Consider the following 19,236-nt stretch of genomic DNA (forward strand, 5'->3'; position numbering starts at 1 on the left):
CGCCGATGACCCGCCTCCGCCCAGCCCTCCCGATCGCCGCGGCCCTCGGCCTCCTGCTGCTGGCCGGCCCCGCCGCGGCGCAGGGCATAAGCCTCGATCTCGGCGAGGGGGCGAGCCTCTCGGGCCGGGTGATCCAGCTCTTCCTGCTGATCACGCTGCTCTCGCTGGCGCCGGGTATCGCGATCACCGTGACCTGCTTTCCCTTCATGGTGACGGTGTTCTCGATCCTGCGCCAGGGGCTGGGGCTGCAGCAGTCGCCGCCCAACATGCTGATCATCTCGCTGGCGCTGTTCATGACCTATTTCGTGATGGCGCCGGTCTTCGAGGAGGCCTGGGGTGCCGGGCTCTCGCCGCTGCTCGACGGCGACATCACGCCGGAGCAGGCCTGGGACCGGGGCATCGCGCCGTTTCGCGCCTTCATGGAGGGGCGGGTGCGGCCCGAGGCGGTGGCCGAGCTCGCCGCCGCGGCGCCGGGCCGGGCCGCGGCGCTGGTGCCGGGCGCCCCGGCGCCGCTCGACGTGCTGGTGCCGGCCTTCATGCTGTCCGAGCTCGAGCGCGGCTTCGAGGTCGGCTTCCTGATCTTCCTGCCCTTCCTGATCATCGATCTGGTGGTGGCCTCGGTGCTGATGTCGATGGGGATGATGATGGTGCCTCCGGTCGTGGTCTCGCTGCCGCTCAAGCTCGCCTTCTTCGTCGTGGCCGATGGCTGGAGCCTGCTGGCCGGCGCGCTGATCTCGGGATATGCGCCGTGAGCGCGGCGAAGGAGCCGGCCGGCACCGGCCGGCCGGAGCGGGCCGCCGCAACGCCGGCGCCGGCGCTGACCAGCCAGCAGAAGGCGGCGATCGTGATCGGCGCGCTCGGGGCGGAGGCCGCCGGCCCGCTGCTCGAGCGGCTCGATGAGCAGGCGCTGCGCGGCTTCGCCGAGGGCATGGCGCAGCTCCGGCGCATCGAGCCGGAGACGGTGAACGCCACGATCCGCGAGTTCCTCAACGAGCTGACCCGGGCCGAGACCGCGGTGCGCGGCGGGCTCAAGGTGGCGCGCGGCATGCTCTCGCGCCATGTCGACGAGGGCCAGCTGCTGCGCATCCTCGACGATGTCGACGTGCCCTCGGTGCACAATGTCTGGCGCAAGCTCGGCCGGGTGAACGAGGACGCGCTGGCGGAATTCCTCAAGCGCGAGCATCCGCAGACCGCGGCGGTGGTGCTCTCCAAGCTCTCGCCGGAGCTGGCGGCGCGCATCCTCAGCCGCTTCGAGCCGGACCGGGCGCGCGACGTGGTGATCGGCATCACCAAGGCGCAGAGCCTCGATCACAACGTCATCGAGACCATCGGCGCCTCGGTCAGCCGCGACTTCCTCGCCGGGCAGAACGCCGACGGGGTGCGCCGCGACCCGGCCGAGCGGGTCGGCGCGATCATGAACTTCACCGCCGCCGACATCCGCGCCCATGTGCTCGACCGCATCGCCGAGACGCAGCCGGATTTCGCCGAGCAGATCAAGCGCAAGATGTTCACCTTCGAGGACATCCCGGCGCGGGTCGAGCATCGCGACGTCTCGGCGGTGGTGCGGGCGGCGGACCGGGAGGTGCTGCTGCGCGCCCTCGCCGACACCGCGCGCGCGACGAAGGAGGCGGTGGCGTTCATCCTCGGCAACATCTCCTCGCGCATGGCCGAGCAGATCCGCGAGGAGCTGAAGGATCTCGGAAAGGTCCGGCGGAAGGACAGCGAGGAGGCGCAGAACGAGATCATCGGCGTGATTCGCGCCATGGTGGAGAACGGCGAGATCAAGCTGGTGGTGCAGGACGAGGACGGATGAGTCCCCTCCGCGCCCGCGCTGCCTGCCGCCGCTTGCAAAACGGCGCGAGCCGGTGCATGGATGCCCCGTCTGGAACGGGAGGGGCTGTCGATGTCGGAGACCGCCGCAGCATCTGCGGAGCCAGGGCTCCTCTACAGCCGCATTCTTCTCAAGCTGTCCGGCGAGGCACTGATGGGCGACCAGGGCTTCGGCCTGGAACCCGCGACGGTGGATCGTCTGGCGCGGCAGGTGAAGGCGGCCCACGACCTCGGCATCGAGATCTGCCTGGTGATCGGCGGGGGCAACATCTTCCGCGGGCTCTCCGCCGCGGCGGAGGGGATGGAGCGCACCCAGGCGGATTACATGGGCATGCTCGCCACCGTGATGAACGCGCTCGGCATGCAGTCGGCGCTGGAGCGGATCGGCGTGCCGACGCGGGTGCAGTCGGCGATTCCCATGGCCAGCGTCTGCGAGCCCTATATCCGGCGCCGCGCGATGCGCCATCTCGAGAAGGGCCGCGTGGTGATCTTCGCCGCCGGCACCGGCAATCCCTATTTCACCACCGACACCGCGGCGACCCTGCGGGCGATGGAGATGGGGGCGAGCGCCATCCTCAAGGGCACCCAGGTCGACGGCGTCTACGACAGCGATCCGCGCACCAACCCGGCGGCGCAGCGCTTCTCCGAGGTGAGCTATCACGAGGTCCTGACCCGCAACCTCAAGGTCATGGATGCCTCGGCCATCGCGCTGGCGCGAGACAATGCGCTTCCCATCGTTGTATTTTCGCTGCATGAGGACGGCGGCCTGACCGATGTGCTGCGCGGCCGCGGCCGATTCACCCGGGTCGGGCCCTGAGCTGCGGCCGGGTGTCGGCCAGCGGGCCGACCCGTCGCGAAACGAAGGAAGACCCATGTCTGACGACGATTTGGACATCGATATCGACGATCTGGAGCGCCGGATGGACGGTGCCCTGACGTCGCTGCGCACCGATCTCAACAGCCTGCGCACCGGGCGCGCCTCTGCCTCGATGCTGGAGCCGATCATGGTCGATGCCTATGGCGCGCCGACCCCGCTCAACCAGGTCGGCACCGTCAACGTGCCGGAGCCGCGGATGATCACCCTCGCGATCTGGGACAAGAGCCTTGTCGGCAAGGTGGAGAAGGCGATCCGCAGTTCCGGGCTCGGGATCAACCCGGTCGTCGACGGCACCCTGCTGCGGCTGCCGATCCCGGAGCTCAACGAGGAGCGCCGCCGCGAATTGACCAAAGTTGCGAGCCAGTATGCCGAGAATGCACGCGTGGCGATTCGGAACGTGCGTCGCGACGGGATGGACAAGCTGAAGAAGGCCAAGGCGGCGGGAATGGGCGAGGACGAGCAGAAGATGTGGTCCGAGGAGATCCAGTCGCTCACCGACACCTTCGTCAAGAAGGTCGATTCGGTGGTCGAGGCGAAACAGGCGGAGATCATGCAGGTGTGACCGCAGGGCGCGGGAAGCCGCGCCTCCGCCATACAGGCAAGGAAAGACCATGGCAGGCGAGCTCGCCGAGAACCCGAGCCGGGCACGGCATGTGGCGATCATCATGGACGGCAACGGGCGATGGGCGGTGCGGCGGGGCTTCGCGCGCACGGCCGGGCATCATCGCGGCGTCGAGCGGGTGCGCGAGATCGTGCAGGCGGCGCCGGGGCTCGGCGTCGAGACCCTGACGCTCTATGCGTTCTCCACGGAAAACTGGCACCGCCCCGGCTACGAGGTGGCGGTGCTGATGGCGCTGTTCCGCCGCTACATCCTGCGCGAGGTCGGCGAGATCGACGCGCAGAACGTGCGCGTGCGCTTCCTCGGCGAGCGCGAGCGCCTGCCGCGGGACCTGCAGCGCCTGATGACGCAGATGGAGGAGCGCACCGCCGGCAACACCGGGCTGCTGCTGCAGCCGGCGATCTCCTATGGCGGGCGTTCGGAGATCCTGCGCGCGGCGCGCCAGCTCGCGGCCGAGGCGGCGGCGGGCAGCCGCGACCCCGCGGCGATCACCGAGGAGGACATGGCGGCGGCGCTCTATACCGGCGGCACGGCGGATCCGGACCTGGTGATCCGCACCTCCGGCGAGACCCGGATCTCCAACTTCCTGCTCTGGCAGGCGGCCTATGCGGAGTTTGCCTTCGTCGAGGAGTGCTGGCCCGATTTCACCGCCGAGCAGTTCGCCCGGCTTCTCGCCGAATTCGCCGGGCGTGACCGGCGCTTCGGGCGGGTCGCCGCGGCCACCTGACCGCGCCCGCCGGCATGGGCGAGGCCCGCACCCCGGCGCAGCGCTTCGCCGATCTCCGCACGCGCACGCTCTCCGGCATCGCGGTGGCAGCCGGCGCCTTCGGCCTGCTCTGGGTCGGCGGCCTGCCCTTCGCCTGCCTGGTGGCGGCGCTGGCCGCGGTCACCGCCTGGGAGTTCCGCGCGATCACCGCGGCCGGGCTCGGCGGCGGCTGGCTCGCCGCCGTGGCGGCGGCGCTGCCGGTGCTGGCGCTACCGCTGCTGCCGCAGGCCGCCGCGCTCGGGCTGCTGGCGGCGGGCGCGGCGCTGGCGGCGGGATCGGACCTGCTGGCCCGCCGCCCTGCCCCGGCCGCCTGGATCGCCGGCGGCGTCGGGCTCGTCGGGCTCGCGGCGATGGCGCTGGTGGCGCTGCGGCTGGCGGAGCCCTACGGCCTCGAGACCGCGTTCTGGATCGCGCTCGTGGTTGTGCTCACCGATATCGGCGGCTATTTCGCGGGGCGGCTGATCGGCGGCCCGCTGCTCTGGCCGACGGTCAGCCCGAAGAAGACCTGGGCCGGGCTCGGCGGCGGCGTCGCGCTTGCCTTTTTCGGCGGAGGGCTCTTCAGTTGGGCGACAACGGGCACGTATTTCTACGAGGTGTGCACGGTGTCGGCGATCGCGGCCCTGCTCGCGCAGGGGGGGGATCTGGCCGAATCGGCCCTGAAGCGGCGCTTCGGGGTGAAGGATGCGGGCCGGCTGATCCCGGGCCATGGCGGCGCGCTCGACCGGTTCGACGGGCTGATGGCGGCAACGCTGGTGGCGGCGGCCGTCACCTTCTGGCGCGGCAAGGCCGTGTTCATCTGGTGAGATGATGGGGAGACGCGCGTGAAACGGGTCAGTATCCTCGGCGTGACGGGCTCCATCGGTGCCAACACGGTCGAGGTGATCGAGGCGACCGGCGGCGCCGAGGTGGTCGCGGTCACCGGGCATTCCAACATCGCCGGGCTGGCCGCGGCGGCGCGGCGGCTCGGGGCGGAGGTCGCGGTCACCGCCGATCCGGCGCGGTTCGGCGACCTGCGCGACGCACTCTCGGGCAGCGGCATCGCCGCTGCGGCGGGGCCGGAGGCGCTGGTCGAGGCGGCGAGCCGCCCGGCCGACTGGGTGATGTCGGCCATCGTCGGCGCGGCGGGTCTCGCGCCGACGCTGGCCGCGGTGCGCGCGGGCGCCACCATCGCGCTGGCCAACAAGGAATGCCTCGTTGCCGCCGGCAGCCTGTTCCTCGGGGAGATCGAGCGCAGCGGCGCCCGCCTGCTGCCGGTGGACAGCGAGCACAACGCGATCTTCCAGTGCCTCGCCGGCGAGCGCGCGGCGCAGGTCGAGCGGCTGATCCTGACCGCCTCGGGCGGGCCCTTCCGCAACCGCAGCGCCGAGCAGATGGCCGCGGTGACGGTGGCCGAGGCGGTGGCGCATCCGAACTGGTCGATGGGCCAGCGGATCTCCATCGACAGCGCCTCGATGTTCAACAAGGCGCTCGAGATGATCGAGGCCTGGCATCTCTTCCCGGTGGCGCCGGCGCAGGTCGAGGTGATCGTGCACCCGCAGTCGATCATCCACTCGATGGTGGGCTTCGCCGACGGCTCGATCCTCGCCCATCTCGGTCCGGCGGACATGCGGGTGGCGATCGGCCATGCCCTGACCTGGCCGGACCGCGCCCGCCTGCCGGTGGAGCGGCTCGACTTCGCCGCCCTCTCGCGGCTCGATTTCGAGGCGCCGGACCCGGCCCGCTTCCCCGCCCTCGGCCTCGCGCGGCGGGCGATGGAGCGCGGCGGCGTGGCGGGCTGCGTGATGAACGGCGCGCGCGAGGTGGCGCTCGACGCCTTCATCGCCGGCCAGATCGGCTTTCTCGACATGGCCCGCCTGGTGGAAAGCGCCATGGAGGCGCTTGACGAACTGCCCGCGGCCACCGACCTCACCGACATCTTCGCGGCGGATGCGGAGGCGCGCCGGATCGGGCGCGGCCTCGTGCCCCGCTTCGCGGCCTGACACCCGGGAGTAGCCCATGGATCTTCTCGCCTCGCTCTGGAACACGCTCACCTATCTGCCGCCCTTCATCGCGGTGCTCGCGGTGGTGGTCTTCGTGCACGAGTACGGCCACTACATCGTCGGGCGCTGGTGCGGCATCCATGCGGAGGTGTTCTCGATCGGGATGGGCAAGCCGCTGCTGCGCTGGACCGACCGGCGCGGCACCCGCTGGCAGATCGCGGCGCTGCCGATCGGCGGCTTCGTCAAGTTCGTCGGCGACATGGACCCGGCCAGCGCCGGGCGGCGCGACGATGGCGAGCTCACCGAGGAGCAGCGCGCCGTCGCCTTCCACAACGCCGCCGTCTGGCGGCGCGCGCTCACCGTGGCGGCCGGGCCGGTGGCCAATTTCATCCTCTCCATCCTGGTCTTCGCGGCGCTCGCCATGGTGGCGGGGCGGGCCTCGGAAGAGCCGGTGATCGGCCAGCTCACCGAGCATGCGCCCGCGGATGTCGGCTTCGTCGCGGGCGACCGGGTGCTGACCCTCGACGGCCAGGAGATCACCACCTATGCCGAGATCCTGAAGATCCTGCACAAGACCGACGGCGCGCCGGTGCCCGCCACGGTGGACCGGGGCGGCGACGTCATCGACATCACCGTGCGCTACTCGCTGCCGCCGGTGATCGACAGCATCTCCCCGGGCATGCCGGCCTCGCGTGCCGGCGTGCTGCCCGGCGACGTCATCACCGCGATCAACGGCGAGGCGGTGCATTCCTTCTTCGGGCTGCAGATGGCGACCCGCGACCTGCCGCCGGAGACCGAGATCACGCTCGGCATCGATCGTGCGGGCGAGCCGCTCGAGCTCAGCCTGATCCCGGTGATGCGCGAGCGCGGCGACCCGGAGACCGGGGTGAACATGATGCAGCCGACCATCGGCGTGCGCTCCACCTCGCGCGGCGGGCTGGTGCCGGTGGCGGTCTGGCGAGGGCCGCTGGATGCGCTCGAGCACGGCGTCGACCGCACCTGGAACATCATCACCGGCACGCTGACCTTCTTCGGCGACATGATCTTCGCCAATGCCGATCTCTCCAACATCGGCGGGCCGATCCGCATCGCCGAGATGTCGGGCGAGCAGGCCGAGCAGGGGGCGTTCAACTTCGTCGGCTTCATCGCCGTGCTGTCCACCGCCATCGGGCTGCTCAACCTGATGCCGATCCCGATCCTGGATGGCGGGCACCTGATGTTCTATGGCATCGAGGCACTCCGGGGGCGCCCGGTGGGCGGCTCGGCGATGCAGGTCGGCACGATGATCGGGCTATGCCTGGTCTTGTCCCTTATGGTGTTCGCGACCTACAACGACATCTCCCGCGTTCTGGCGGGGTAAGCGGGGGGAGCCACCCCACTCGCTGGTACAAGGAGGCGACATGGCCCGTTTCTGCCCGGTTCGCGCGTGCATCCTGACGCTTGCTCTGGTTGCCGCCGGCCCGCCGCTTGCCGGACCCATGTCCGCCCATGCGCAGGTCGCGGGCGCGGGCCAGGGCGCCCAGAGCCAGATCGTGATCCGCGGCAACCGCCGAATCGAGCCGGGCACGATCATCTCCTACATGGCGCTGCCCTCGGACCGTGCGATCACCGCGGAGGATCTCAACGCGGCCACCCGGCGGCTCTTCGACACCGGGCTGTTCCGCGATGTCCGGGTGATCCCGGCGGATCGCGGCATCGTCGTCGAGGTGCAGGAGAACCCCTCGATCAACGAGATCGCCTTCGAGGGCAACGACATCGCCAAGGACGAGGACCTGCTCCGCATCATCAGCTCGCGGCCGCGCTTTCCGTTCACCCCGGCCACGGCCGAGTCCGACGCCCAGGCGATCATCGAGATCTACCGCCGCACCGGGCGCTATGGCGCGCAGGTCGAGCCGGTGATCATCGAGCGCTCGGAGAACCGGGTGGATCTGGTCTTCGAGATCGACGAGGGCGAGATGACCGGGGTCAGCTCGATCGACTTCGTCGGCAACCGCGCCTTCTCCGACAGCCGGCTGCGCGACGAGATCGAGACCCGCGAGTCCGATTTCCTCTCGGTCTTCTTCTCCTCGGATGTCTACGACCCGGACCGGCTGGAGCTCGACAAGGCGCTGCTGCGCCAGTTCTACCTCTCGCGCGGCTATGCCGATTTCAGCCTGCTCTCGGCCACCGCCGAGCTTGCGCCCGACCGCACGGGCTTCTTCATCACCTTCGATGTCGAGGAGGGCGAGCAGTACACCTTCGGCGAGTTCGACGTGCAGGTGAACGCCGAGGGGCTGGACGCCGAGGACTTCCTCGCGCTGATCCCGGCGGAGGACCTGACCGGCGAGACCTATGACGCCACCGAGGTGGAGGAGATCGCCAACGAGCTCACCGACCTCGCCGGCGAGAAGGGGTTCGCCTTCGTCCGCGTGCAGCCGCGCGCCGACAAGGACACCGAGGACCGGATCATCGACATCACCTTCGAGCTTTCGGAGGGCAGCCGGATCTTCATCGAGCGGATCGACATCGAGGGCAACACCGCGACCCTCGACCGGGTGATCCGCCGCGAGGTGGAGCTGGTGGAGGGCGACGCCTTCGACGCGCGCAAGATCCGCCTGACCCGCAGCGCGATCCGCGGCCTCGGCTATTTCGAGCGCGTCGAGGTGGAGGCCGAGCCCGGCAGCGGCGACGACCGCGCGGTGCTCAAGGTCAAGGTGGCGGAGAAATCCACCGGCTCGATCAACTTCGGCATCGGCTACTCCTCCAGCGCCGGCCCGATCGGCACCGTGGCGGTAACCGAGCGCAACTTCCTCGGCCGCGGCCAGATCGTGAACGCCACCGTCACCGCGGCGGGCGACACGCAGGTCTACGACCTGTCGTTCACCGAGCCGAAGTTCCTCGACCGGGATCTCGCGGTGACGATGCGCGGCTTCTTCATCCAGGACGACCGCGACGACGAGAGTTCGTTCCAGCTCAACCGTGCCGGCTTCGAGCCCTCGGTGGCCTTCCCGCTCTCCGAGGATGCGACGCTGCAGCTCGACTATTCCTTCTCGCGCGACGATCTCGAGGCGGCCTTCAACGCCTCCCCGGCGATCCAGGTCGATGACGGCTCGCGCTTCAAGTCCTCGGTCGGCTACACGCTGTCCTATGACAAGCGGAACGACCGGATCGAGCCGACGGGGGGCTATCTCGCGCGGATCAACCAGGAGTTCGCGGGCCTCGGCGGCGATGCGCAGTTCGTCAAGACGCGGGCCTCGATCAAGGGCTGGCAGGGCTTCTTCGACGACGACCTGGTGGCCAGCATCGAGGTCGAGGGCGGCGCGCTGTTCACCTTCGGCGACGACACCCGGGTGAACGACCGCTTCTTCATCGGCGGCAACAGCCTGCGCGGCTTCGCCGCCGAGGGCATCGGCCCGCGCGACACGGTCAACGCGAGCCGCGACGCGGTCGGCGGCAACTTCTTCGGCGTGGTGCGGGCGCAGGTCTCCTTCCCGATCGGCCTGCCGGAGGAGCTCGGTATCTATGGCGGCGCCTTCGTCGATGCGGGCACGCTCTGGGGCCTCAACCGGACCTATTTCGACGCGCCGGCCGGCAACACCTCGGTCAGCGCAGTCACCATCGACGACGATCCGAAGATCCGCGTCGCGGCCGGCGGGCTGCTGTTCATCGACAGCCCCTTCGGCCCGATCGAGCTCAGCGTCGGCTTCCCGATCGTCAAGGAGGATTTCGACGACGACGAGATCTTCCGTGTCTCGGTGGGCACGCGGTTCTGATCGTGCTTGCGCGCCGCGCCTTCCTCGCCGGTCTCGGCGCTGCGGCCCTCGGCGCCGCGGTGCCGGCCCGGGCGCAGGAGGCGCAGGCACAGGAGGCCGGCGGGCCGCGGGTCATCGTCGTCTCGCGCGACCGGGTGCTGCGCGAGAGCGCCGCGGGCCGGGCGCTGCGCCGGGCCGAGCAGGAGCTCAGCATCGCGTTCCAGGCCCGGGTGGACGCGATCACGGCCGAGATCGAGGCCGAGGAGGCGGAGATCACGCAGCTGCGCGGCGAGATCAGCCGCGAGGAGTTCGAGCGCCGGGCGGCGCGCTTCGACAGCAAGGTGCGGATCGCGCGGCGGCGCAGCCAGCGCCGGGCCAGCGAGCTGCAGCAGGCGGTGCGGGCGGCGCGGGAGCGGCTCTCGGCGGCGCTCGGGCCGGTGCTGATCGCGCTGCTGAAGGCCGAGGGGGCGGAGATCGTGCTGGATGCCGACGACGTGCTGGTGGCGGCGCCCACGGTCAACCGCACCGAGGCGGTGATCGCGCTGTTCGACGCGCAGATTCCGGCGCCCGAGATCGTGCTGCCGGAGGAAGAGGCGCTTCTGCCCACCGAGGAAGAGCTCGATGCGGCGACGTTCCAGCCGGATTCCGGGGAATGAGGGCTTGATTTCGCCCCGCTGCCCGGTAATCACTTCGGCGTTCTGAAGGGGATCAAGAGACGACATGGCGGCAGACGAGGCGGACCGGGTCGACGAGCGGGTGGCGGATCTTGGCCGGATCAAGCGGATGATCCCGCATCGCTACCCTTTCCTGCTGATCGACAAGGTGCAGGCGATCCGCCCGCACGAGAGCGCGATCGGCATCAAGAACGTCACCGCGAACGAACCGCATTTCGAGGGGCATTTCCCGCAGGAGGCGGTGATGCCCGGCGTGCTCGTGGTGGAGGCGATGGCGCAGACCGCGGGCGTGCTGGTGGTCGACAGCCTCGGGAAGGAGGGCGAGGACCTGCTCGTCTACTTCATGACGCTGGACAAGACGCGCTTCCGCAAGAAGGTGATCCCGGGCGATGTGCTCGAGCTTCACGTGAAGATCCTGCGCGGGCGGGGCAAGGTCTTCAAGTTCTGGGGCGAGGCCCGGGTCGGCCCGAATCTGGTGGCCGAGGCCGAGTTCTCCGCGATGATCATCGACAAGGACGATTCCCGCCGCTCGCAGGGGACGGCGTGAGCATCCATCCCAGCGCGGTCGTCGAGCCCGGCGCCGAGATCGCGCCAGGGGTCGAGATCGGCCCCTTCTGCCATGTCGGCGCCGAGGTCGTGCTCGGGGAGGGCGTGCAGCTCGTCTCGCATGTCACGGTTGCCGGCCGCACCCGGATCGGCGCGCGGACGCGGGTCTGGCCCTTCGCCTCGCTCGGCCACCAGCCGCAGGACCTGAAGTTCGAGGGCGAGCCGAGCCGCCTCGAGATCGGCGCGGACTGCATGATCCGCGAGCATGTCACCGCCAATCCGGGCACCAGGGGCGGCGGCATGCTGACCAGCGTCGGCGATCGCTGCCTGCTGATGGTCGGCGCCCATGTCGGCCATGACTGCAAGCTCGGCAACGGCGTGATCCTCGCCAACAACGCGACGCTGGCCGGCCATGTGGAGATCGGCGATTTCGCCTTTCTCGGCGGGCTCTCGGCGGTGCACCAGTTCGTCCGCATCGGCGGCCAGGCGATGGTCGGCGGCATGACCGGGGTGGAGAAGGACGTCATCCCCTTCGGCCTGGTGATCGGCAACCGTGCCGAGCTCGGCGGGCTCAACATCGTCGGGCTCAAGCGCCGCGGCTTCCCGCGCGAGGTGATCCATGCGCTGCGGGCGGCCTATCGCGAGGTGTTCCACGGCGCCGGCTCGCTGCACGAGCGGGCCGAGCGGGCGGCGGCGGCGCATGCCGGCGTCGCGGCCGTGGAGGAGATGATCGGCTTCATCCTCGCCGATTCGAGCCGCAGCTTCTGCACCCCCCGTGCCGAGTGAGGCAGCCGCCGGGAATCGCGGCGCGCTCGCCATCATCGCCGGGCGCGGCGACCTGCCCCGCCTGATCGCCGAGGCGACCCGCGATGCCGGGCGGCCCTATCTGGTGATCTCCTTCGCCGAGGCCCCGCTCGACTGGGTCGATGACCATCCCCACGAGGCGCATCGTTTCGAGAAGATCGGGCGGATGTTCCGGGCGCTGAAGCGTGCCGGCTGCCGCGAGGTGGTGTTTGCCGGGGCGATGGACCGCCCGCGGCTGCGCCCCTGGGCCTTCGATGCCATGGCGCTGCGGGTGGGCTCGCGCGTGCTGCGGCTGCTGCGCCAGGGCGACGATGCGATGCTGCGCGGCTTCGGCGCGATCTTCGAGGAGGAGGGCATCCGGCTGGTGGCGCCGGCGGATTGCATCGACGGCCCCGCGCTCACCGCCGAGCCGGGCGTGCTCGGCCGGCTGCGCCCGGAGGCGCGGGCGCGCGGCGATGTCGCGCGGGCGGCGGAGATCCTGCGCGCCCTCGGCCCAGTGGATGTCGGCCAGGCGGCGGTGGTTGCCGGCGGGGTCTGCCTCGGGGTCGAGGCGGTCGAGGGGACGGATGCGCTGCTCGCCCGGATCGCCGCGCTGCCGGCGGCCAAGCGCGCCCATGCGCCGCCGCCGGCGGGCGTGCTGCTCAAGATGCCGAAGCCGGGGCAGGACCGGCGGCTCGACCTGCCGGCGATCGGCCCGCGCACGGTGAGGGGCGCCGCCGCGGCGGGGCTCGCCGGGGTCGCCATCGAGGCCGGCGGGGTGCAGATCCTCGACCGGGCCGCCACGGTGGCCGCCGCCGACCGGGCCGGGATCTTCCTCTGGTCCGTCGCGCCGGAGGCCCTGTGAGCGGGCCGCTGATCTATCTCGTCGCCGGCGAGCCCTCGGGCGACCGGCTGGGCGCCGGGCTGATCCGGGCGCTGCGGGCGGCCCGGCCGGATGCCGAGTTCGCCGGTGTCGGCGGCCTGCAGATGCAGGCGGCGGGGCTGCGCTCGCTGTTCGAGATGTCGGACCTCACGGTGATGGGCATTGCCGAGGTCGTGCCGCGGCTGCCGACCATCCTGCGCCGGATGCGCCAGACCACCGCGGACGTGCTGGCCCGCCGCCCGGCGGCGCTGGTGACCATCGATGCGCCCTCCTTCGGCCTGCGCGTGGCGGAGCGGGTGCGCCGGGCGGCGCCGGGGATCCGCACGGTGCACTATGTCGCGCCGTCGGTCTGGGCCTGGCGGCCGGGCCGGGCGAAGCACATGGCGCGGTTCACCGACCAGGTGCTGGCGCTGCTGCCCTTCGAGCCGCCCTACATGGCAGCCGCAGGGATGGAATGCGATTTCGTCGGCCACCCGCTGGCCGACCTGCCCCCGGTGCCGCCGGAGAGCCTCGCGGCCTTCCGCGCCGCCCGCGGCATCGCGCCGGAGACCCCGCTGCTCGTGCTGGCGCCGGGCTCGCGCCGCGGCGAGGTGGGCAAGCTGATGCCGGTGTTCGGCGAGGCGGCGGCGCGGCTGGCGGCGGAGCGCCCGGGGCTCGAGGCGGTGGTGCCGGTCGCCGAGACCGTGGCCGCGAGCGTGACCGGCTGGGCGGCCAGCCTGCCCATGCGCGCCCATCCGGTGCTGCCCGATGCCGGCGAGGCGGCGAAGCGCGCGGGGCTCGCCTCGGGCGCCGCGGCGCTGCTGGCCTCGGGCACCATGGGGCTCGAGATGGCGGCGGCGGGCACGCCCCATGTCTCGGCCTATCGCGCCTCCTGGCTGACCGCGGCCATCGTGCGCCGGCTGGTGCGGGTGGACACCGCCCATCTCGTCAACCTGGTGCTCGGCGAGAAGGCGGTGCCGGAGCGCTTCCAGGAGGCCTGCACGGCGGCGGCGCTGGTCGAGGCGGTGCGCCCGCTGCTCGATCCCGGCCCGGCGCGGGAGGCGCAGCGGGCGGCCTTCGCGCGGGCCTTTGAGCGGCTCGGCCGCGGCGGTCCCGGCGCCTCGGCGCAGGCGGCGGCGGCGGTGCTCCGCGGCATCGGGGGCTGAGCGCCGCGCGGCGGAGACGAAGAAGCCCCGGCCGCATGGCCGGGGCCCGTGCCCGTCTGGCGCTATCGCCGGTTCCGCCTCAGCGGTCCTCGACGTTCACGTATTCGCGCCGCGCCGCGCCGGTGTAGAGCTGCCGCGGACGGCCGATGCGCTGCACCGGATCCTCGACCATCTCCTTCCACTGCGCGATCCAGCCGACGGTGCGCGAGAGCGCGAAGATCGCGGTGAACATCGAGGTCGGGAAGCCCATCGCGTTGAGCACGATGCCCGAGTAGAAATCGACGTTCGGGTAGAGCTTCTTCTCGACGAAATACTCGTCCTCGAGCGCGATCCGCTCCAGTTCCTGCGCCACCTGCAGGGTCGGGTCGTTCTCGACGCCGACCAGCTCGAGCACCTCCTTGGCGGTCTCCTGCATCACCTTGGCGCGCGGGTCGTAGTTCTTGTAGACGCGGTGGCCGAAGCCCATCAGGCGGAAGGGATCGTCCTTGTCCTTGGCGCGCCGGATGTATTCGGGGATCTGGTCGACCGTGCCGATCTCCTGCAGCATCTCGAGGCAGGCCTGGTTGGCGCCGCCATGCGCCGGCCCCCAGAGGCAGGCGACGCCGGCGGCGATGCAGGCAAACGGGTTGGCGTTGGACGAGCCGGCGAGGCGCACCGTGGAGGTCGAGGCGTTCTGCTCGTGATCCGCGTGCAGGGTCATGATCCGGTCCATGGCGCGGGCCATCACCGGATTGACCACGTATTCCTCGCAGGGCACCGCGAAGCACATGTGCAGGAAGTTGGCCGCGTAGTCGAGATCGTTGCGCGGATACACGAAGGGCTGGCCGATCGAGTACTTGTAGGCCCAGGCGCAGATCGTCGGCAGCTTGGCGATCATGCGGATCGAGGCGACCTCGCGCTGCCAGGGGTCGGTGATGTCGGTGCTGTCGTGGTAGAAGGCCGACATCGCGCCGACCACGCCGCAGACCACCGCCATCGGGTGCGCGTCGCGCCGGAAGCCGCGGAAGAAGTTCACCATCTGCTCGTGCAGCATGGTGTGGCGGGTGACCCGCATCTCGAAATCCTCGAGCTGCGCGGCGCTCGGCAGCTCGCCATAGAGCAGCAGGTAGCAGACCTCGAGGAAATGGCTGTTCTCGGCCAGCTGGTCGATCGGGAAGCCCCGGTAGAGCAGCTCGCCCTTGTCGCCGTCGATGAAGGTGATGGTGCTTTCGCAGCTCGCGGTGGAGGTGAAGCCGGGATCGTAGGTGAACATCCCGGTCTCTGCATAAAGTTTCCGGATGTCGATGACCGAGGGGCCGTGGGTTGCGTCGTAGACGGGGAACTCCGCGCTCTTTCCGTCGATCGTGACGGTGGCGGTCCGGTTGGATTTCGCGTCCATCGTGTCGTCCTCGCTGCAGGGCGCCCACGGAGGGCGCGGTTGATCTTGGGCGCGTGGCGTCGGAGCGACGCTCAGATGACGTCCTCCAGCCGCGCCAGGGTCTCCTCTCGCCCAAGCGTCTCCATGACGTCGAAGACGCCGGGGCTGACCGCGCGGGCTGTCAGGGCGGCGCGTAAAGGCTGCGCCACCTTGCCGAGCTTCAATTGTTCCGCCTCGGCGAAGTCGCGGATCGTCTCCTCGAGCCCCGCCGTGTCGAAACGCTGGACGTCTTTTAGCCGGGCGGCGAGCCGGGCGAGAAGAGCCCGTGCATTCCCGTCCAGCAGCTTGGCCGCCTTGACATCCGGCTCCAGCGGCCGTGCCGCGAGCAGGTAATAGGCGAGATCTTCAAGCTCTATCAGTGTCTTGGCGCGCTCCTTCAGCCCCGGCATGGCGGCCAGCAGACGGGCCCGGCTGGCCTCGTCCAGCGGCGCTGTGCCGCGGTGCACACGAAAGCGATCCAGCGCATTCACGAGGTGATCATCGGCCGCCGCGCGCATGTGCTGGCCGTTGAGATTCTCCAGCTTCGCGAAATCGAAACGCGCCGGCGAGCGGCCGACCGAGCCGAGCCCGAACCAGGCGATCGCCTGCTCGGTGGTGAAGAACTCGTCGTCGCCATGGGACCAGCCGAGCCGCGCGAGATAGTTGCGCATCGCCTCCGGCAGGTAGCCCATGGCGGCGTATTCCTCGACCCCGAGCGCGCCGTGCCGCTTGGAGAGCTTGGCGCCGTCCGGCCCGTGGATCAGCGGGATATGCGCGAACACCGGCACATCCCAGCCCATGGCGCGGTAGATCAGGCTCTGCCGGGCGGCGTTGGTGAGGTGATCGTCGCCGCGGATCACGTGGGTCACGCCCATGTCGTGGTCGTCCACAACCACCGCGAGCATGTAGGTCGGCGTGCCGTCGGAGCGCATCAGGATCAGGTCGTCGAGCTGCTCCGCCGCCCAGGTGACCTCGCCCTGCACCGCGTCGGCCACGGTGACCTGGCCCTCGCGCGGGGCCTTGAGGCGCACCGCATAGGGCCCCTCGCCCGGCTCGCTGGCGTCGCGCCAGGGCGAACGGAAGAGCGGCGGGCGGCCCTCGGCCTTGGCCTGCTCGCGGAAGGCGTCGATCTCCTCCTTGCTGGCCCAGCAGCGATAGGCGGTGCCGGCGGCGAGCATCGCCTCGACCACCTCGCCGTGGCGCTCGATGCGGGAGAGCTGCGAGACCGCCTCGCCGTCCCAGTCGAGCCCGAGCCACTCCATGCCGGCGAAGATCGCCGCGGTGGCCTCGGGGGTGGAGCGCGCGCGGTCGGTATCCTCGATGCGCAGCAGGAAGCGCCCGCCATGGTGGCGCGCGAACAGCCAGTTGAACAGCGCCGTGCGGGCGCCGCCGATATGCAGGTATCCGGTGGGCGATGGGGCGAAGCGCGTCACCACGCCGCCGGATTCTGCCTTGTCGTCGCTCATCGAACCGCCTCCCGCGCTGTCGGTCCTCCGCGCCCGGGGGCTTGCCCGGCAGGGGCGAAGGCGGCCACGGTTATGCGGCAGCGCCGCAGTCAGGACAAGAGCGGTCGGGACAAGGGGAGCCGGTGCAGGGCGGAGAGACAGCGAGCGGCCGGGGGGCCGCGATCTGGGCCGGCATCCGGGCGGCGGAGGCCGGGCGCGCGGTGCTCTGGCTGCCGGTGGCGCTGGGGGCGGGGATCTGGCTCTACCTGGCGCTGCCGGCGGAGCCGGGTCTGCACTGGGCGCTGGCGCCGCTGGTGCCGCTGGCGCCGCTGCTCTCGGGCCATGCGCGGAAGGGCGGCGCGGCGCTGCTGGCGGCGCTGCTGCTGGTGTTCGCCGCGGCGAGCGGCTTTTCGGCGGCGCTGCTGCATGCCCGGGCGGCGGCGGCGCCGGTGCTCTCCGGGCCGCTGCACGAGACGGTGGACGGCCGGGTGCGCGCGCTCTCGCAATCGGGCTCGGGGGCGCCGCGGCTGCTGCTCGACGAGGTGGTGGTCTATGGGCTGGAGCCGTCCGAGACGCCGGCGCGGCTGCGCATCAGCCTGATCGATGCGGCGCTCGCCGAGGCGCCGCGGCCGGGCGCGCGGGTGCGGCTCTATGCGCGGCTGTTCCCGCCGGGCGGGCCGGTGGAGCCGGGGGTGTTCGACTTCCGCCGCCAGGCCTGGTTCGCGGGGATCGGCGGCGTGGGCTACACCGATGCCCCGGTGCTGCGCCTGCCCGCCGGCGGCACGGCGGACCGGGCGCTGCTCTGGCTGGCGCGGCTGCGCGCCGAGATCGCCGACGGCCTGCGCGCCCGGCTGCCGGGGCCGGAGGGCGCCTTCGCCGCGGCGATCCTGGTGGGGGACCGGGCCGGCATCGCCGAGACCGATGCCGAGGCGCTCAGGGCCGCCAATCTGGCGCATCTCCTGGCGATCTCGGGGCTGCACATGGGCATCCTCTGCGGGCTGGTCTTCGCCGGGATCCGGCTCGGCGCGGCGGCGGTGCCGGCGGTGGCGCTCAACCTTTCCGGCAAGAAGCTGGCGGCGGCCGGCGCGCTCCTCGCGGGCGCCGCCTATCTCGCGCTGTCGGGCGCCACGGTGCCGACCCAGCGCGCCTATGCGATGGCGGCGGTGGCGCTCGTCGCGGTGCTGCTCGACCGACCCGCGCTGACGCTGCGGGCGCTGGGGCTGGCGGCGATCCTGGTGCTGCTGGTGCGGCCGGTCTCGCTGCAGGACCCGGGCTTCCAGATGAGCTTCGCGGCGACGGCGGCGCTGGTCGCGGCCTTCGAGCGGCTGCGCGCGCTGCCGGGGCGCCGCGCGCCGGGCGGGCTGGCGGCGCGGATCGGCCGGCGCGCCGCGGTCTATCTCGGCGCGCTGCTGCTCACCAGCATCGTCGCCGGGCTGGCGACGGCGCCTTTCGCGGCGGTGCATTTCAACCGGCTGCCGGTCTACGGGCTGCCGGCCAATCTCGCCGCGGTGCCGCTGATGGGGCTCTGGATCGCGCCGATGGCGATCCTTTCGGGGCTGGCGGCGCCCTTCGGGCTGGCCGATGCGCCGGTTGCCGCCATGGGCGCCGGGATCGGCCTCGTGCTCGAGATCGCCCATGGTGTGGCCGGCTGGCCGGGGGCGGTCCGGCTGGTGCCGGCGGCGCCAGAGGGGGCGCTGGGGCTGGTGGCGCTCGGCGGGCTCTGGCTGGTGCTGTGGCGGAGCCGGCTGCGGCTCGCCGGTCTCGGCGCGGTGGCACTCGGCGTCGCGCTCTGGGCCGATCCGCCGCCGCGGCCCGCGGTGCTGCTCGCGCCCGGCGCGCGGCTGGTCGGGGTGATGGGGCCGGAGGGGCGCGCCATCGACCATCCCCGCGCGCAGAGCTTCGCCGCCGAGACCTGGCTGCGGCGCGACGGCGACGCGGCCGACCAGCGCACCGCCTCGGCGCGGCCGGGGCTCACCCATGGCCGCGGCTGGGCGCGGGCGGATCTCGCCGAGGGCTGGCGGCTCGAGGTGCTGCACGGGCGGCGACCGGTGCGCGCGGAGCTCGAAAGGCTCTGCCGGCCGGGCGTGCTGCTGGTGGCGCGGCACGGTCCGGCGCGGCTGACCGGGGGGTGCTGCTATTTCGGCGAGGCGCGGCTGGCGGCGACCGGGGCGCTGGCGATCACGCCGGGGCCGGAGGGGCTCTCGGTGGTCGCGGCGGGCGGCGTGCGCCGGCCCTGGGCGCCCGAGACCCCCGCGCCGCTGCCGGCAGGCTGCGCGGCGCCGCGGCGCTGACGCCTTTGCCGCCTGTCCGGGCGCCGGGAGCAGCGCGCACCGGGAGCAGCGCGCACCGGGAGGCGCCGGAGCGGATGCCTTGCCGGGTGTTTCAGTGGCATTGATCGGGTCTGGAGAAGGGATTTCAGGCGCCTGGCGGTATCGAAAGGAACGTCATCCAGATCGCCGAGCGGGAGGATATCCGTCGCGGCGTGAACAGGCATCGCCATCGCCGCGGCCGGCTCACGGGCCGGGCGCGGAGCCCTTTACCCGATTGCCGGCCGCAACGGCC

The 19,236-nt window shown here is 71.8% G+C and carries 17 protein-coding genes; 15 read left to right on the top strand and 2 right to left on the bottom strand.

The window, feature by feature from the left end:
* Positions 1–5 precede the first annotated feature (5 nt).
* From fliP to lpxB, 14 genes are all read left to right on the top strand, one after another.
* Entirely contained in the window at positions 6–752 is a 747-nt protein-coding gene (fliP, locus tag QSJ97_RS14230; RefSeq protein ID WP_285672444.1) for a flagellar type III secretion system pore protein FliP, read from the top strand.
* Complete coding sequence (locus tag QSJ97_RS14235) at positions 749–1,813, top strand: flagellar motor switch protein FliG (RefSeq protein WP_285672445.1); 1,065 nt, start codon at positions 749–751, stop codon at positions 1,811–1,813. Before fliP ends, QSJ97_RS14235 begins: the two co-directional genes overlap by 4 nt.
* Before the next feature lie 90 nt (positions 1,814–1,903).
* A complete protein-coding gene (pyrH, locus tag QSJ97_RS14240; protein WP_285672446.1) occupies positions 1,904–2,647 on the top strand; it encodes a UMP kinase in 744 nt (247 codons plus the stop codon).
* A gap of 55 nt (positions 2,648–2,702) precedes the next feature.
* A complete protein-coding gene (gene frr, locus QSJ97_RS14245; protein ID WP_285672447.1) occupies positions 2,703–3,269 on the top strand; it encodes a ribosome recycling factor in 567 nt (188 codons plus the stop codon).
* Between the two features lie 49 nt (positions 3,270–3,318).
* Complete coding sequence (gene uppS, locus QSJ97_RS14250) at positions 3,319–4,053, top strand: polyprenyl diphosphate synthase (RefSeq protein WP_285672448.1); 735 nt, start codon at positions 3,319–3,321, stop codon at positions 4,051–4,053.
* A gap of 14 nt (positions 4,054–4,067) precedes the next feature.
* The gene (locus QSJ97_RS14255; RefSeq protein WP_285672449.1) at positions 4,068–4,895 is read left to right on the top strand and encodes a phosphatidate cytidylyltransferase; all 828 of its coding nucleotides are present in this window, start codon (positions 4,068–4,070) and stop codon (positions 4,893–4,895) included.
* 18 nt (positions 4,896–4,913) lie between these two features.
* A complete protein-coding gene (gene dxr / locus QSJ97_RS14260) occupies positions 4,914–6,071 on the top strand; it encodes a 1-deoxy-D-xylulose-5-phosphate reductoisomerase (RefSeq protein ID WP_285672450.1) in 1,158 nt (385 codons plus the stop codon).
* 16 nt (positions 6,072–6,087) lie between these two features.
* Positions 6,088–7,431, top strand: a complete 1,344-nt coding sequence (gene rseP / locus QSJ97_RS14265) for an RIP metalloprotease RseP (RefSeq protein WP_285672451.1) — start codon at positions 6,088–6,090, stop codon at positions 7,429–7,431.
* 118 nt (positions 7,432–7,549) lie between these two features.
* Positions 7,550–9,823 carry an outer membrane protein assembly factor BamA gene (gene bamA / locus QSJ97_RS14270; RefSeq protein WP_285672452.1) on the top strand — a complete coding sequence of 758 codons (2,274 nt, stop codon included), beginning with the start codon at positions 7,550–7,552 and terminating at the stop codon, positions 9,821–9,823.
* 2 nt (positions 9,824–9,825) lie between these two features.
* Positions 9,826–10,458, top strand: a complete 633-nt coding sequence (locus QSJ97_RS14275) for an OmpH family outer membrane protein (protein ID WP_285672453.1) — start codon at positions 9,826–9,828, stop codon at positions 10,456–10,458.
* 64 nt (positions 10,459–10,522) lie between these two features.
* Complete coding sequence (gene fabZ / locus QSJ97_RS14280; RefSeq protein ID WP_285672454.1) at positions 10,523–11,023, top strand: 3-hydroxyacyl-ACP dehydratase FabZ; 501 nt, start codon at positions 10,523–10,525, stop codon at positions 11,021–11,023.
* Positions 11,020–11,808: an acyl-ACP--UDP-N-acetylglucosamine O-acyltransferase gene (gene lpxA / locus QSJ97_RS14285; RefSeq protein WP_285672455.1), complete on the top strand. Its 789-nt coding sequence runs from the start codon at positions 11,020–11,022 to the stop codon at positions 11,806–11,808. The genes fabZ and lpxA overlap by 4 nt, the downstream gene beginning before the upstream one ends.
* Complete coding sequence (locus tag QSJ97_RS14290; RefSeq protein WP_285672456.1) at positions 11,798–12,670, top strand: LpxI family protein; 873 nt, start codon at positions 11,798–11,800, stop codon at positions 12,668–12,670. Before lpxA ends, QSJ97_RS14290 begins: the two co-directional genes overlap by 11 nt.
* Entirely contained in the window at positions 12,667–13,833 is a 1,167-nt protein-coding gene (gene lpxB, locus QSJ97_RS14295) for a lipid-A-disaccharide synthase (protein ID WP_285672457.1), read from the top strand. The genes QSJ97_RS14290 and lpxB overlap by 4 nt, the downstream gene beginning before the upstream one ends.
* Positions 13,834–13,912: 79 nt before the next feature.
* Here the strand turns inward: lpxB and gltA are convergent, their stop codons facing one another.
* On the bottom strand, positions 13,913–15,211 hold the full coding sequence (gltA, locus tag QSJ97_RS14300) for a citrate synthase (RefSeq protein WP_285672458.1): 1,299 nt from the start codon (positions 15,209–15,211) through the stop codon (positions 13,913–13,915).
* A gap of 71 nt (positions 15,212–15,282) precedes the next feature.
* Positions 15,283–16,695 (bottom strand): glutamate--tRNA ligase, encoded by a 1,413-nt coding sequence (gene gltX / locus QSJ97_RS14305; protein WP_285672459.1) that lies wholly within the window; start codon positions 16,693–16,695, stop codon positions 15,283–15,285.
* 122 nt (positions 16,696–16,817) lie between these two features.
* On the opposite strand from gltX, the gene QSJ97_RS14310 reads away from it, so the two are divergent.
* Complete coding sequence (locus QSJ97_RS14310; RefSeq protein ID WP_285672460.1) at positions 16,818–18,965, top strand: ComEC/Rec2 family competence protein; 2,148 nt, start codon at positions 16,818–16,820, stop codon at positions 18,963–18,965.
* Positions 18,966–19,236 lie beyond the last annotated feature (271 nt).

This window comes from Paralimibaculum aggregatum (assembly GCF_030270585.1).
GTDB lineage: Bacteria > Pseudomonadota > Alphaproteobacteria > Rhodobacterales > Rhodobacteraceae > Thermohalobaculum > Thermohalobaculum aggregatum.